The organism is Microbacterium bandirmense, from assembly GCF_037204185.1.
Taxonomy (GTDB): Bacteria; Actinomycetota; Actinomycetes; order Actinomycetales; family Microbacteriaceae; genus Microbacterium; species Microbacterium bandirmense.
This window is the reverse complement of sequence record NZ_JBBDGM010000007.1, coordinates 100,117-114,840: the sequence shown is the minus strand read 5'-3', so window position 1 is coordinate 114,840 and position 14,724 is coordinate 100,117. Positions and strand designations below refer to the sequence as shown.

Sequence of the window (14,724 nt, the reverse complement as noted above, 5' to 3'; positions counted from 1 at the left end):
GGTGACTGATCTGCGCGAACTGCTCGGCATCCGGCATCCGATCGTCCTGGCGCCCTTCGGCGGGCTCTCGTCGCCCGCTCTGACGGCGGCGGTCAGTGACGCGGGCGGGCTGGGGTCGTACGGGCTGTACGGCTACGACGGCCAGCGCATCCGCGAGACCGCGGCCGCGCTGCGGCGGCGGACCGACGCGCCGTTCGCCTTCAACATCTGGCTCCCGACCGGCGACGAGGTCGCGCCGGGGGCCGAGCACGAGGGTCACGCGCGCACACTGGAGCCGTTCTTCGCCGCAGTGGGCATCGAACCCCCGGCACGCCCCGAGCAGTATCTGCCGAGCCTCGACGAGCAGCTCGACGCGATCTGGGATGCATCCCCGGCGGTGCTCAGCGTCGTCTTCGGAGTGCCTGGCGCCGACCTTGTCGACGAGGCGCATCGCCGCGGCATCCGCGTCGTCGGCACCGCCACCACCGTCGCCGAGGCGGTCGCGCTGCAGGACGGCGGGGTGGATGCCGTCGTCGCGACCGGTTCGGAGGCAGCCGGCCACCGGGTGTCGTTCCTGCGCCCCGCTGAGGAGTCCCTGGTCGGGCTGTTCTCCCTGCTGCCCCAGGTCGCTGACGCCGTCGACGTGCCGGTGATCGCCGCCGGCGGCATCGCCGACCGTCGTGGGGTCGCGGCGGCGTTCGCGCTCGGGGCGTCGGCCGTGCAGGTCGGCACCGCGTTCCTCGCCACCGCTGAATCGGCGGCGAACGACGCGCACCGTGCGGCGATCCGTTCGACAGCCGCCGATGAGAGTGTGCTGACCAGGGCGATGAGCGGCCGGCTCTCACGCGGTGCGCCCAACCGGGCGGTGCGCGAGATCGAGGCATCCGGTGCCATCGCGCCCTTCCCCGCACAGAACTGGCTGACCGGGCGGTTCCGCGCAGTCGCCGGGCAGCGCGGAATGGGCGAGCTGCAGTCGCTCTGGCTCGGCCAGTCCGCACCGCTCGCGACGCGGGAGAGCGCGGACGAGGTGTTCGCCGAACTCACCCAGGGCGTGCCCGTATCCCCGTGAATGCGAGGAGAGCAACGCGCATTGATTCTGGCTAGCAAGATGGCTAACCTGGCGTTATGGCGATGCACAGCGTTCTGGAGGCGCGGAACAACCTCTCCCGTCTGATTGCAGAGTCGCGTGCGGGCGGAGAAGTGGTGATCACGAATCGGGGTGTACCGGTCGCGAAGATCGTCCCTATCGGACCGATTGATCTTCCGCTCACCGGTGTCGCCCTCGCCGAATGGTTTGACGCGAACCCGCTGCCGCCGCGGCTGGCGGTCTCGTCAGAGCAGATCGATGCGCAGATCCAGGAAGCGCGGGACAGCTGGGAATGATCTACCTCGACAGCTGCATCCTCATCTACCTGGTCGAAGACGGCGGCGAGCGAGGCGCAAGAGTGAGGGAGGCGTTGCGGAGAACCACCGACCTGGTTGCCGTGAGCGACCTCGTGCTGCACGAGTGCTTGATCAAGCCGCTGCGCGATGGAAACTTGGAGATGCGTGATCGATTCTTCGCCGCATTCGAGCGCTTCAATCGGGTCGACCTCGATGTTCATGCCTACGTTCGTGCTGCCGAGATTCGCGCGAAGCACGGACTGAGGGCGCCGGACGCACTTCATCTCGCGGCAGCACAGCAGTCGGGATGTGCAGCACTGTGGACGAACGACCACCGATTCGCCGCAGCCGCGCGCGGGCTGAGTGTGAACGTGCTGGACAGCTGAACTGCTGCGCTGCCCGGCGCCGTGCGTCTTCTAGAGGATGACGGTCGAGCGGCCGTGCACGATGACGCGATCCTCGGCATGCCACTTCACGGCGCGGGCGAGCACGTAGCGCTCCACGTCGGCGCCCCGACGCTGCAGTTCGGCGGCCGACTCGGCGTGCGTGACGCGGGTGACGTCCTGCTCGATGATGGGTCCCTCGTCGAGGTCGGCGGTCGCGTAGTGCGCTGTCGCGCCGATCAGCTTCACCCCGCGATCCTTCGCCCTCGCGTACGGGTTCGCACCGATGAACGCTGGCAGGAAGGAGTGGTGGATGTTGATCACCGGGGCGCCGATGCGCTCGATGAAGTCGTCGGTGAGGATCTGCATGTACCGGGCCAGCACCACCAGGTCGACGTTGCCCTGCAGCAGCGCGAGCTGGCGCGCCTCCATCTCGGCCTTGGCGTCCGCCCCCGTGCCCGAGGGGATGTGCACGAACGGCACGCCGAATGTGCGCACCGACTCGGCGAGATCGGGATGGTTCGACACCACCATGGTCACGTCGATGTCGAGTTCACCGCGCTGCGTGCGCCACAGCAGCTCCATCAGGCAGTGGTCGTACTTCGACACGAAGATCGCCACGCGCTTGCGCTTGGCGGTGTCGTGCAGCGACCACTCCATGCCGAAGCGCTCCGCCACACCGGTGATCGACGCCTCCAGCGCCGGACGCTTCGCCGAAAGCCCGTCGAGATGGATCACCGTGCGCTGGAAGAAGCGCCCGCCGACCTCGTCGGTGGAGTGCTGATCGAGGGAGATGATGTTCGCGCCGTGCTCGGCCAGTACTCCCGCGACGGCGGCGACGATGCCGGGCTGGTCATCGCAGGCGATGAGAAGGCGGGCGGTGTCGGTGTGCGGCATGGGTGCTCCTGAGAGGGGGTGTGTGTCGATTCTGCCCGTCCGTCGCCGTCGGTGCGAATCGTTCGCCACCCCTGCTCAGTGCGTCATGCTCATCTGTCAGCTCACTTCTGCGGCTTGCGGTTCTCGGCGCTCACCATCCAGGCGAACTGCTCGAGCTGCTCCAGCACGCCGTGCAGGATGTCGGCTGTGGTCGGATCCTCGTCGTCCACCGAGTCATGCACGTCGCGCACCGTGGCGACGGCGGTCTCGATCCGTCCGGTGATCAGGTCGATCGTCTCGGTGGTGTCGACCTCACCCTGCGGGAACCCGGGCAGAGCCGTGGATTCGGCGACGGTCGCGCTGCGGCCGTCGGGCACGGCGTGCAGGGCGCGCATCCGCTCTGCCACGACATCGGCCAGACTGCGCGCGGCGCTCACGATCTCGTCGAGCTGCAGATGGAGGTCGCGGAAGTTCGTGCCCACGACGTTCCAGTGCGCCTGCTTGCCCTGGAACTGCAGTTCGAGTAGGTCGACCAGCACCCGCTGGAGATTCTTGCCCAACTGTGCCGACGCCCGGAATCCGCTCTCGGCGTTCTGCTTCTGGGTGCGCTGCTGCGCCATGCTCTTGTCCTCGCGATCAGTGGTGGGTGTCAGTGGTTGCGGAGCATCGAGATGAGCTCCGACTTGCGCTTGTCCGAGTAGCCGGTGAGACCGAGCTCCTTGGCCCTGGCGCGCAGTTCGTCGACGGTGCGGTCCTCGTAGTCCTCCGCCTTGCCGCCGCGCTCGCCCACTGACTCCCGGCCGTCGCGGGCGGCGGCGTTCGAGATCCTGGCCGCCTTCTCCTTCGACGCGCCGTCGTCACGGAGCTCTTCGTAGAGTTCGGGATCCTTGAGGCTGTTGGAACCGCGTCCGCGGGGCATGATGTCCTCCTGCTGTCGTCTTGTCTGCGGTGGTCATCGTCAGCATGCCCACGCCGGGGCGCCCACTGTGAGGGGGTTGACAGCAGACGGTCTGCGCGTGCACGCGCGGCTCGCGTGGCGGCTAGCACCGGCATCCGACCGCGTCAACCCCCGCGACCGCGGCGATGACCTGCTGACATGCTCGGCACCACACGCAAAGCACGGGCCTTCCGTGCTAAACGTCTATGCAAGGAGCTGGTTATGAACATCGCCCTCGTGATCATCATCGTCATCGCGATCATCGTCGCGATCGTGTCCGGCCTGAACGCCGCGCTGCAGTGGCTGCTGTGGGTGGCCCTCATCGTCGGCGCCATCGCCCTCATCGCGTTCCTGATCCGCGTCATCGGCGGCCGCAACACCAGCGTCTGAAAGGAGTCTCCATGACCCTCACCGCACTCGCGATCTCCTGCACACTCAAGCCATCGCCGGAGGCCTCGAGCTCTGAGCTGATGAGCTGGCAGCTTGAGAAGCAGCTCGCCGAGTACGGAGTCGACTGCGAGCATGTGCGCGCCGTCGACCACCAGATCCTCCCCGGTGTCGACAAGGACATGGGCGACGGCGATGCCTGGCTGGCCTTGCGCGAGAAGGTGCTCGCGGCCGACATCGTCGTGCTCGTCACGCCCACGTGGCTGGGGCAGCCGTCGAGTGTCGCCCAGCGCGTGCTCGAGAGGCTGGACGCCGAACTGGCCGAGACCGACGCCGAGGGGCGTCCGATCCTGTTCGACAAGGTCGCGCTCGCCGCAGTGGTCGGCAACGAGGACGGGGCGCATCACATCATCGCGGTGCTGTTCCAGGCGCTGAACGACATCGGATTCACCGTGCCCGCGCAGGGCGGCGTCTACTGGAACGGTGAGGCCATGCACAAGACCGACTACAAGGATCTTCCGCAGACGCCCGAGAAGGTGGCGTCCTCGATGAAGACCGCGGTCGGCGGGGCCGTGCACCTGGCGCGGATGCTGAAGCAGCAGGGGTATCCGTCCGGGGCGTGAGTGCTCGAACAGCCCCGGGCGGGGCCGGGTGGGAAGCACTGCCGGTGACACCCACCCGCCCAGTACGCTGAGCGGGTGGAACACAGCGCCCTCGGCCTCGTCCTGATTCCGCTGCTGGCGGTGGTCGCGCCGCTCCTCGCCCGCGCGGTGGGCTCGGTCGTGCGGATCCCGGTAGTCGTGTTCGAGCTGCTGCTCGGCATCCTGGCGGGGCCGGCCGTGCTCGGCTGGGTGCACCCCGACGCGATCATGGGCGTGTTGAGCGAGATCGGGCTGGCCATGCTGTTCTTCGTCGCCGGCACCGAGATCGACTTCGCCGCGATCGGCCGCCGGCCGCTGGGTCGCGCGTCGTTCGGCTGGTTGCTGAGTATCGCCCTGGGAATCGGCGTCGGCGTGCTCATCGCACCGGGCGACGGCATGGTGGTCGTCGCGATCGCACTCAGTTCGACGGCACTGGGCACCCTGCTGCCCGTTCTGCGTGACGCCGGAGAACTCGGCACGCCGTTCGGCCGCGCGATCACCGCGGTCGGCACGGTCGGCGAGTTCCTCCCCCTGATCGCGATCTCGATCTTCCTCAGTGTGCGCTCGGCGCCGGCCGCGACCGTCATCCTGCTCGTGTTCGTCGCGGTGGCGCTGCTCACCGTCTACGCGGCGCGCCGCCTGCCGCACGGCCGACTGCATGCCGTCGTCAGCGCCACGCTGCACACCTCGGCGCAGTTCGGGGTGCGCTTCGTGCTGCTGCTCGTCGCCGCGCTGGTGGCGTTGAGCATGTGGCTCGACCTCGACATCCTGCTGGGCGCGTTCGTCGCCGGGAGCGTGTGGCGCATCGTGATGTCGAGCGCTTCGAGGAAGGATGCCGAAGAGGTGGAGAGCAAGGTCGAGGCCATCGCGTTCGGTTTTCTCGTGCCCATCTTCTTCATCTACACCGGTGTCACATTCGACCTGGACGCACTGCTGGCGACGCCACTCGCGTCGGCCCTCGTGCCACTGCTGCTGATCGTCCTGCTCGTGATCCGTGGCCTGGCCGCGCAGTTCTCGGCGACTGCCGAGATGAGCGGGCGGGATCGCACTGCCCTTGCGCTGCTGTCGGCCACGGGCCTGCCGATCATCGTCGCGGTGACCGCGATCGGCGTCGACCGGGAGATGCTCGGAACCGACATCGCCGCCGCACTGGTCGGCGCGGGGATGCTGTCGGTGCTGCTGTACCCGCTGGTCGGCATGACGCTGCGCGGTGAGCGCGCGGCTGTGCGGGGCGCATCATCTCGAGGAGAGCTGTGATGACGGCCGCTGCTCTGCTCGCGAACGCGCGTGACGAGCTGCGTGATGTGCCGCAGAACGGCCTCGGCGTCGTCAAGGTGTCACGCTGGCGTGGCACGCGGATCGTGCGCGCTGGCCAGGCGTGGCATCTGGGGGTGCTGCTGCTCGCCGACGACGCGGTGTTCGAGACGGGCGAGGTCCTGCGCGCGGCGGCCGAGGTGCGCCGTGGGTACACCGCCGAGTCGGCCAGGGCGCGTGCCGATCGGCGGGCGCAGGCGCGGCGCGGCGGCTTCGCCGAAGGCGAGATCGTGCACGTGGACTGGCATCCGATCGACGTCGCGGCAGTCGACACGGGCGACGCCTCCGGGCCACTCGTGCTCGTCGACGGCGAGCCGCACGTGCGGTGGGCGCCGGGCGCGTCGCCGGTGCCGCTCGCGGGCTACCTCGCTGAGCGGATCGCGCTCGCCCGCGGCTGACGCGGTCACGCCCCGATCAGGTCGGGGAAGCGCGTGAGCAGCTGGTCGCCGTCGACCGACGCCGACAGCACCGCGCGCTCGGTCGCGTCGTACTGTGCGGGGTCGAAGTAACCGGATGCCCGGTACACGGCCATGCGATCGGCGAAGTCCTGCGGTGACGCCTCGGGATGGAACTGGGTGGCGTACAGGCGCTCGCCCACCCGGTACGCCTGCACCGTGCAGGCGTCGCTGGTGGCCAGCAGCACGGCATCCGGCGGTGTCTCGCGCGCCGACTCCTTGTGTGCGGTGAACACCGACAGGCTCGCCCCACTCGGTCCGAAGAGGGCATCGGAGCGGCCCGCCGCGGTGAGGTCGATGCGGGTCGCGCTCGCCTGCTCGGGCTGGGCCGTGTGCACCTCGCCGCCAAGCATCCGTGTGACGACGCCGATGCCGTAGCAGGTGAACAGCGTCGTGGCCCTGCCGTCGAGCGTGCGCGCGGCGATGCGCTCGAGATCGTGTTCGACGGCGCGCTGGTGTTCGCCCTTGTCGGTGTCGGTGACGTTGAAGGGCGACCCGCCGATGACGAAGCCCTGGTAACGCTGCCACTCGACGGTCTCGAGCGAGGCGTGCAGCAGGTCGATGCGATCGAGTGCGCCGAGGCCGAGACCCCGGCTGAACGAGCGGTGCTCGGCATCCGCCGCGCTGCGCTCAGGACGGACGCACACGTACAGCACCGAGGACATGGAGAGATTCTATTGGGCCGGTTTGACGCGGATCGGGAATATCGGTCATCATCTGATGTTGAAGTTGATAGAACTACGCTCAACTTTGAGAGGAAGCGCAATGCCCAACGAGTTCAACGAGGCGGGGTCGGGGTCTTTCGACGAGTTCCTGGCCCGCTATCTCGCAGGTGAACGGGGCCGGCAGGCTCGCTCGATCGACCTCAGCCGGTTCCTCACCGCGCGCACCCAGCAGATCCTGCAGCGCGCCGGTCGCTTCGCGCTGGAGCGCGGTCAGACCGAGCTCGACGCGCTGCACGTGCTGCGCGTGATCGTCGAGGACGACGCGGTGGCGCAGGCGATCCGTCACATCGGCGTCGACCCGAAGACCATCATCGCCGCCGTCGACGCCGGCCTCCCCATGCCCGGGGAGTCGTCCGGTCAGGGCGCAGCCACCATCACCCCCAGTGCCAGCCGTGCGCTGTTTCACGCCTATCAGGTCGCCCGTTCGTCGGGTGCCACCTACATCGACCCCGAGCACCTGTTCTTCGCTCTGGTCCTCGGGCAGGACGTGCCCGCCGGGCAGATCCTCGCGCGCGTCGGAGTCACCGCCGAGGCCCTCACGCAGGGCCTGCGCGAGCCCGTCGCCGCAGGGGGCGAGGCGGCGGCCGAGGGTGCTCAGGCGACAGCATCCGAAACCCCGATGCTCGACCAATACGGGCTCGACCTCACCGCCCGCGCACGCGATGGCGAACTCGACCCGGTGATCGGCCGGTCGGATGAGATCGAGCAGACCATCGAGATCCTCAGCCGCCGCACGAAGAACAACCCTGTGCTGATCGGCGAGGCCGGTGTCGGAAAGACGGCGATCGTCGAGGGCCTGGCCCGCGCGATCGTCGACGATGCCGTGCCCGCGCAGCTGCAGGGCCGCCGGGTGATCGCGCTGGATCTTCCGGCGATGCTCTCGGGCACGCGCTACCGCGGCGACTTCGAGGAGCGCCTCACCAAGACGATGGACGAGATCGCCGCGCACAAGGGCGAGATCATCGTGTTCATCGATGAGGTGCACACCGTCGTCGGCGCCGACGGATCCGGCGAGGGCGGAATGGATGCCGGGAACATCCTCAAGCCGCGGCTCGCTCGCGGCGACCTGCACCTGGTCGGCGCGACGACTCTCAGCGAGTACCGCCGGATCGAGAAGGACCCGGCGCTGGAGCGCCGCTTCCAGCCGGTCAAGGTCGCCGAGCCACAGGTCGACGACGCCGTGCTGATCCTGCAGGGGCTGAAGTCCGCCTACCAGGAGCACCACGCGGTGACGTACACCGACGAGGCGATCCGGGCCGCCGTCGAGCTCAGTGCCCGCTATCTGCCGGATCGCGTGCTGCCCGACAAGGCCATCGACCTGATCGATCAGGCCGGAGCCCGGCTGCGGCTGAAGCTCGGTGTCGTCAGCGATGTCGAATCCCTGCTCACCGAGCTGGCCGAGCTGGAGGCGCAGAAGAACGCCGCCGTCGGATCGGAGCACTACGAGGAGGCGTCGCGGCTGCGCGATGCCATCGCCGACGGGCAGCGCCGCATCGACGAGGCAGGCGCTCGCGGGGCGTCCGCCTCGAAGGACGCGGTCGTCGACGAGCCCGATATCGCCGCGGTGATCTCGCGCGCCACGGGCATCCCCGTGAGCCGTCTCACCGAGACCGAGCGCGAGCGCCTCGGCGACCTCGAGAACGATCTGCACGCCCGCGTGATCGGGCAGGACGACGCGGTAGCCGCGGTGGCGCGCGCCGTGCGGCGCAGCCGCACCGGCATGGGCGACGCACGGCGTCCGGTCGGCTCGTTCCTGTTCCTCGGTCCGACCGGCGTCGGCAAGACCGAGCTGGCGAAGGCACTCGCCGACCGGCTCTTCGACGACGAGACCGCTGTCATCCGCTTCGACATGAGCGAGTTCGGCGAGCGGCACACCGTGTCGCGTCTGGTCGGAGCCCCTCCGGGGTACGTGGGCTACGACGAGGCCGGCCAGCTCACCGAGCGCGTGCGGCGCAACCCGTACTCGATCGTGCTGTTCGACGAGATCGAGAAGGCGCACCCCGACGTGTTCAACCTGCTGCTGCAGGTGCTCGACGACGGACGCCTGACCGACGGCCAGGGCCGCACGGTCGACTTCCGCAACACGGTGATCGTGATGACCTCGAACATCGGGTCGGAGTTCCTGGCCTCGCGGTCGGGCGCGCTCGGCTTCGTGGCGTCGCAGGATGCATCGGCGAATGGCTTCGCGTCTGCGGACGACCTGCGTGCTCGGGTCATGGGCAAGCTGCGCGAGGCGATGCGGCCGGAGTTCCTGAACCGCATCGACGAGATCGTGCTGTTCCAGAAGCTCTCGCGTGATGAGCTGGGCCGCATCGTGCGGCTGATGCTGGATGCCGGCGCGCAGCGCCTCGCGGCGCGCGAGATCGCGTTCGAGGTGACCGATGCTGCGGTGGAGTGGCTCGGCGAGCACGGCTACGAGCCCGAGTACGGGGCCCGGCCGCTGCGCCGCCTGATCCAGCGCGAGGTCGACGACCGCATCGCCGACCTGCTGGTCACCGGCGCGCTGGCTGACGGCGGGCGGGTGCGGGTGGATGCCCGCGCCGAGGGTCTGCGGGTCGAGGCCGCGGTGCCCGTGGCGACCTGACCTCTTCTCGCCGGAACCCCCACCTGCCGTCGAGACCCCCAGCTGTGGCCGCCCACAGCTGGGGGTCTCGACGCTACGTGGGGGTCTCGGCGGTGCTGCGCGAGCGTCAGCGCGAGGAGTTCGCGGTGCGGCCGCGCACGATGCCGACGAAAGTCTCGACATCGGGCGTGGTCGCATCGCGGCGCCACGCGAGGGCGACAGGTGAGACGGGGCCGTCTGCGAGCACCCGGTAGTCGGCGTCCTTGCGGTGGTGCAGGCGCGCCAGCGACATCGGCACGATGACGATTCCCGCGCCGGTCGCGGCAGTCGCGATGGCGTCCTCAGTGGTGCCGAGCCGCGCGAAACCCGGCTCGACGGTCGGCAGGTCGAGCGGGCCGAGCACGTCATCGGCCGGGGTGATCAGCACCTCGCCCGCGAGGTCATCGGATGCCAGTTCGTCGGCGGCCATCAGATGCGAGTCCGCGGCAGCCACGACGACCGGCACCTCCTCGTACAGCGGGATCACATGCAGATCGTCGGGTCGCTCGATCGGCAGGCGCACGATCGCGGCATCGAGCTCGGTGAGTCGATCGCGCTGCCCGGCGACGGTCAGCGGCACCAGCTCGATCTCGACGTGCGGCATCCGCTGCTTCCAGGCGTCCACCCACTTGCCGGGCGTCGCGCCGGGGATGACCCCGAGCCGGAACGTACGCGGCTCCTCAGGCGCCGGCTTCGGTTCGTCGAAGCGTTTGGCGGGTGCCTTCTTGTGCTTCGCGTTCTTGGCCTGCGCCTTCTTGTGCGCCGGTTTGGCCGGTCGGGCTCGGCCCGCGCGGGCGGGGCGACGCCGGTCATTGCTCATCGGTTCAGCGTAGCGGCAGCCGAGTCCGGGTGCCCGGGACAGGTGAGTCTCCCTGCAGCAGGCTGTTCGGCTCAGGCCCGTCGCACCGCCACACAGCACTGTCCTTCGTGCGGCTCAGCATGCGCACACAACCCGTCGCAGCCGAGGCCGTCGAGGATGCCGTCGATCAGCGACAGATTCGCCGAGCACACCAACTGCGTGTGGTCGCGGGCGAGCGAGTCGAACGGGCAGTTCGCGAGCGCGAGCGCGGCACCTTCGCGTCGGGGCTCGTAGCCGTGCGCGTCGAGCACAGTGGCGACGCGGGTGATGCTGTCGCCTCCGTCATCGCCCACAGGAGCGGATGCTGCGATGCGGCGCCCTTCTTCGCGGGCGACCTGATCGACAGCATCCGACAATGGCATCCCGTCGGCGGCGCATTCGATCGCGCCGGCGAGCAGATGACCGACCAGGTCGTACCGGCGCTCCGGCAGCGAGACGCTGACGGTGCCCGAGACGCGGCTGTAGAGCTTGGAAGGGCGCCCGGCACCCGGACCGGTGCGCCCGCTGAGCCGGCGGAACTCGGTCTCGAGCAGACCCACCTCGACGAGCTTGTCGAGGTGGAAGCGTGCCATGTGCACGGGGATCCCGGTCGCCTTCGCGGCGGCATCACGGCCGGTCGGTCCCGGCTGCGCGGCGACGAACTCGTACAGCGCTCGCCGCGTCTCGTCGGCAAGCGCGCCGATGCCGGTCGCGCGTTCGCTGATGCCCATGATTTTCTAATGAAGAGCGTACTCTCACTTAGAGTTCGATTCTGCGTCTTCAGCGATCCGAACGTGGGCTGCTCTGAGGTGAAGGGTCTCGCCGCTGTCGTAAAGCCGTCATAGCGGGCGGGTGCGCCAGCCGTGCGGGATAGTCTGCAGACACTCCACAGACGAAGGCGTGCCGATGGATGTTGCTGAACTGACCGATCGACTGGAAGCTCTCATCCGCACAGCCCGTGCCGCCGACGGCCCGGGCACCGCGAACTCGAGACGGCCGTCGGGCCCGACCGTGCCGCCAGATGGCGAGCCGCTGGGCACTGCCATCGTCCGGCAGGAGGAGATGACCCGTCTGTTCGGCGCGCTCCAGCTCGCGGCTGTCCGGTCGATCGACGCGCTCGACAACGGGGATTACTGTGACGACACGCTCGGGCAGAGCCCCTCGCAGTCCAGGGCACTCGCCACCGGTGTGAGGTACCGCGTCGCGTACTCCACCGACATCTTCGATCAGGACGCGCATCTCGAGGCGACCCTGAGCGCGATCGAGCAGGGTGAGAACGCCCGGGTCTCGGATCACGTGCCGTGCCGAGTGCTGATCCGCGACGGCGAAGAGGCGCTCGTCATCGCGAAGGGCTACCCCGCGGCCGAGCACCTCGGATTCCACACCACGCACCCGGTGGCGGTGGGCCACGTGCGCGACATGTTCGAGACGATCTGGACGCGCGCACTCCCGGTCACCGAGCAGCGCCTCGACGCGGTGGGGGTGCTCACCGGCGAGCAGATCGAGCTGCTGAAGTACCTCGTGATGGGGCGCACAGATGCGAGCATCGCCCGTTCGCTCGGGCTGAGCACTCGCACGGTGCAGCGGCAGATCCAGACGATCCAGCTGCGGCTCGGCGCCCGCGGCAGGTTCCAGCTCGGCCTGCGTGTCGGCCGCCTGCTTCCGAACCTGGCACGCGACGCCGATCATGCCGGCAGCGCGGGCTCCGGCATGCTCTCGCCGGAACCCGCGCCGCGGTGATCGTCGCACCCGAGGGGTGCTCGGTGCGGTGGTGTCAGTAGTGACTGACCACGCTGACGTTCGAGAAGTCCTCGACTCCGTGCAGCGTGATGTAGTTCCACCCCGAAGCGGGCCATTCGATGATGACCTGCTCGCTGTTGCCCGCGTTTGTCGATCGTCCGGTGTGACTCTGCGGGCTCGCCCATCCGGAGTGGCTCACGTACAGGTCGGCGTCACCGAGCCCGCCGCCTGAGGTGACCGTCAGCCGGTCGGTGCCCTCGGGGATCCACACCAGCAGGTATCGCGAGTCTCCCTGCTCAGCGGACATCTGCATGCGACCGCAGGCCTGCCCGAGCAGGCGCGCGTCCGCATCGTCGCAGACCGGCACCTCCCAGGTGTTCTCGCCCGGGTCGGGATCCGGATCCGGACCCGGGTCGGGAGTGCCACCACCCAGGTCATCGGAGCAGTCGCCCTGCGCGCAGCGCGTGAGGAAGTCCGCGAACTCGGCATCGTACGCGGTGCCGATGCTGTTCTTCAGGTAGTTGCGGGCAGAGCTCCAGTTGCCGGAACGATAGTCGCCGAGCACGGTCTGCATCTCATTCGGATGCTGGTTGAGCATGAAGCTCACGGCGAGATAGCCCCAGCGGTAGATGCGGTCGGTGTCGTGGTCGTATGTGGTGTCGAACAGCTCACTCAGTGTGTACTGTCCTGTCGCGGCGAGCTCCTGGGCCGCCGTGTACGGAAGATCACGGTAGTGGTACGAGATGTACTCGGCGAAGCCCTCTACCCACCAGATCGTCGGCGTGGTCATGTTCTCAGCGAAGTCGCCGTGCATGTTGAAGCGACCGTCGAGGTAGTGGGTGTACTCGTGGTTCAGGTTCCAGATGGCGAACTCCGGTCGCAGCCAATCGGCTTCGTAGGCGATGAAGCGCGCGATGTTGCCGACCTGAGAGGGGTCGCCCTCGAGGTACATGCCGCCGTTGTTGGTGTCGATGCCGTACAGGCTGCCGGCATACGACTGATAGTCATCGCTCGAGTCGAACACGACGACCTCGATCGTGGTGTTCACATCGTCCGGCACGGGACCGTCGTCCTTCGCCACGGAGTGGAAGTACGCGTCCTGCGCATTGAGGCTGTCGCAGCTGTCGGAGAGCTCTTCGGCGTTCATGTCCTGCGCGCGGATCGTGATGCTCTGGCTGCACACGTGCGTGGTGGGCAGCACGTGCGCTTCGATGCGCTCCTGCAGGTTGCAGGTGCCGTAGTAGCTGCACTCCGAGGCGTCGTACCAGTCCGCCATCTGGGCGACTGCGACCCACAGACCCGATGCGGGTCCGTCGAGCGAGGTCTGGTCGAGCACCGACTTCACGTGCGGCTTCACGACGGCCTTCACCTGCGCGTCGCCGAGGAAGCGGCCGAGTTCACGCCCGGCGTTCGTCACCAGGTAGGCGTTCTGACCGCTGAGCAGGTCAGTGTGACCGAGGGCGAAGTCCCGCAGCGTGACCAGCAGCGATCCGTCCGCGGCGACGGCGTCGACGAAGGCCGGCACCTGATGCCCGCGGAACAGCACGGTGAACGTGCCGTTGACGGCGTTGAGCATCCACCACGATGAGTCGTAGCTCGAGTCGTAGTCGGTGAGCAGTCGCTTCACGACATGGATGTACCGGTCGTTGAGCTCGGCACTGTCGATCAGTGTGACCGCTTCGGACAGCGTCTCGCCGTTCGCGTCAGTGACGTCCTGCGAGCGCGGGTTGCCGAAGAACGTGTCCAGGGCACCGCTGACGGCGGTGCGCAGCGCGGTGCCGAAGTCCGGCACGTTCGAGTCGTAGTACTGCACGTAGTACCCGGCGCGCAGGAACAGCACGAGCTGGGTGGTCGATGCCGAGTTGTCGCCGGTGTACGACTGCGCGGCCGACTTCAGGGTGTTCGCGACGGCGACCATCTTCGCCTCGCTGAAGACGGCCGCAGCCTGCGTGCCGGTGACCGAGAACAGCGTGTTCACGCAGTCGGTGGTGCTCGCCGTGACGAGGTCGGCCACCGAGGCGCTGGAGGCCTGGGCGAAGTCCGCCGTCGTACAGGTGGCGGCCGCTGCGCGCAGGTTCTTCGATGCGGATCGCTGCTGCATGGACGGCCGCTCGGGTGCGGCCTCGTCTTCGCCGGCACCCGTGCGCAGCGCATCGGTGTTCGCCGAGATCGGTGGCAGCGCAGGTGCGAGCTCGTCGCTCTCGGGGCTCACCAGTCCGGAGATGTAGGGCGGTGCCGTCTCATCGGCTGTCGGGGAGGCAGCCGTGGGCGCGCTGCCGGCGGCGGCTGTCGGGACTGCGAGGACGAGCCCTGCGCAGACCGCGACGCTGAGGAGCATCGTCGCCCCTCGGTGCATCATGCGGGATGTCATCTGTTCTTCTTCCTGCCGATCGGAGATCTTCAAGACGCTCCTGGCATGGAGCGCTCGTCAGGGAGAAGGCATGCCGACGTGTCGGTCCGCGAT

At 68.6% G+C, this 14,724-nt stretch carries 16 protein-coding genes; 9 read left to right on the top strand and 7 right to left on the bottom strand.

Translation table 11 applies throughout. From position 1 onward, the window contains the following. Position 1: 1 nt before the first annotated feature. Genes WDU99_RS09950 through WDU99_RS09940 form a run of 3 tightly spaced genes read left to right on the top strand, consistent with a single transcriptional unit; the run spans position 2 to position 1,748 of the window. Positions 2-1,048: an NAD(P)H-dependent flavin oxidoreductase gene (locus WDU99_RS09950; protein ID WP_337332297.1), complete on the top strand. Its 1,047-nt coding sequence runs from the start codon at positions 2-4 to the stop codon at positions 1,046-1,048. 56 nt (positions 1,049-1,104) lie between these two features. Further along, positions 1,105-1,362, top strand: a complete 258-nt coding sequence (locus tag WDU99_RS09945) for a type II toxin-antitoxin system Phd/YefM family antitoxin (RefSeq protein WP_337332296.1) — start codon at positions 1,105-1,107, stop codon at positions 1,360-1,362. After that, the gene (locus tag WDU99_RS09940) at positions 1,359-1,748 is read left to right on the top strand and encodes a type II toxin-antitoxin system VapC family toxin (protein WP_337332295.1); all 390 of its coding nucleotides are present in this window, start codon (positions 1,359-1,361) and stop codon (positions 1,746-1,748) included. The genes WDU99_RS09945 and WDU99_RS09940 overlap by 4 nt, the downstream gene beginning before the upstream one ends. 30 nt (positions 1,749-1,778) lie before the next feature. Here the strand turns inward: WDU99_RS09940 and purU are convergent, their stop codons facing one another. From purU to WDU99_RS09925, 3 genes are all read right to left on the bottom strand, one after another. Further along, a complete protein-coding gene (gene purU / locus WDU99_RS09935) occupies positions 1,779-2,642 on the bottom strand; it encodes a formyltetrahydrofolate deformylase (RefSeq protein ID WP_337332294.1) in 864 nt (287 codons plus the stop codon). A 101-nt stretch (positions 2,643-2,743) separates the two neighbouring features. Beyond that, on the bottom strand, positions 2,744-3,241 hold the full coding sequence (locus WDU99_RS09930; protein ID WP_337332293.1) for a Dps family protein: 498 nt from the start codon (positions 3,239-3,241) through the stop codon (positions 2,744-2,746). Positions 3,242-3,270: 29 nt separating this feature from the next. After that, entirely contained in the window at positions 3,271-3,540 is a 270-nt protein-coding gene (locus WDU99_RS09925) for a DUF7218 family protein (RefSeq protein WP_337332292.1), read from the bottom strand. 240 nt (positions 3,541-3,780) lie between these two features. On the opposite strand from WDU99_RS09925, the gene WDU99_RS09920 reads away from it, so the two are divergent. From WDU99_RS09920 to WDU99_RS09905, 4 genes are all read left to right on the top strand, one after another. Beyond that, positions 3,781-3,948: a hypothetical protein gene (locus WDU99_RS09920; RefSeq protein WP_337332291.1), complete on the top strand. Its 168-nt coding sequence runs from the start codon at positions 3,781-3,783 to the stop codon at positions 3,946-3,948. A gap of 11 nt (positions 3,949-3,959) precedes the next feature. Further along, a complete protein-coding gene (locus tag WDU99_RS09915; RefSeq protein ID WP_337332290.1) occupies positions 3,960-4,568 on the top strand; it encodes a flavodoxin family protein in 609 nt (202 codons plus the stop codon). A gap of 75 nt (positions 4,569-4,643) precedes the next feature. Beyond that, entirely contained in the window at positions 4,644-5,843 is a 1,200-nt protein-coding gene (locus WDU99_RS09910; RefSeq protein WP_337332289.1) for a cation:proton antiporter, read from the top strand. Next, a complete protein-coding gene (locus WDU99_RS09905; RefSeq protein WP_337332288.1) occupies positions 5,843-6,298 on the top strand; it encodes a glutaminase in 456 nt (151 codons plus the stop codon). Before WDU99_RS09910 ends, WDU99_RS09905 begins: the two co-directional genes overlap by 1 nt. Before the next feature lie 5 nt (positions 6,299-6,303). Here WDU99_RS09905 and WDU99_RS09900 read toward each other — a convergent pair whose 3' ends face one another. After that, positions 6,304-7,020, bottom strand: a complete 717-nt coding sequence (locus WDU99_RS09900; protein ID WP_337332287.1) for a glutamine amidotransferase-related protein — start codon at positions 7,018-7,020, stop codon at positions 6,304-6,306. A gap of 100 nt (positions 7,021-7,120) precedes the next feature. Between WDU99_RS09900 and WDU99_RS09895 the strand changes: the two genes are divergently transcribed. Next, entirely contained in the window at positions 7,121-9,664 is a 2,544-nt protein-coding gene (locus WDU99_RS09895; protein ID WP_337332286.1) for an ATP-dependent Clp protease ATP-binding subunit, read from the top strand. A gap of 106 nt (positions 9,665-9,770) precedes the next feature. On the opposite strand, the gene WDU99_RS09890 is transcribed toward WDU99_RS09895, so the two are convergent. Together WDU99_RS09890 and WDU99_RS09885 are read right to left on the bottom strand one after the other, a co-directional pair. Continuing rightward, entirely contained in the window at positions 9,771-10,502 is a 732-nt protein-coding gene (locus WDU99_RS09890) for a LysR substrate-binding domain-containing protein (protein ID WP_337332285.1), read from the bottom strand. Positions 10,503-10,573: 71 nt separating this feature from the next. Further along, a complete protein-coding gene (locus WDU99_RS09885; RefSeq protein ID WP_337332284.1) occupies positions 10,574-11,251 on the bottom strand; it encodes a helix-turn-helix transcriptional regulator in 678 nt (225 codons plus the stop codon). A 175-nt stretch (positions 11,252-11,426) separates the two neighbouring features. Here WDU99_RS09885 and WDU99_RS09880 point away from each other — a divergent pair, with 175 nt between their 5' ends. Further along, complete coding sequence (locus tag WDU99_RS09880; protein WP_337332283.1) at positions 11,427-12,260, top strand: helix-turn-helix transcriptional regulator; 834 nt, start codon at positions 11,427-11,429, stop codon at positions 12,258-12,260. 34 nt (positions 12,261-12,294) lie between these two features. Here WDU99_RS09880 and WDU99_RS09875 read toward each other — a convergent pair whose 3' ends face one another. Next, positions 12,295-14,631, bottom strand: coding sequence for a M9 family metallopeptidase (locus tag WDU99_RS09875; protein WP_337332282.1), 2,337 nt, complete (start codon positions 14,629-14,631; stop codon positions 12,295-12,297). Positions 14,632-14,724: the final 93 nt, after the last annotated feature.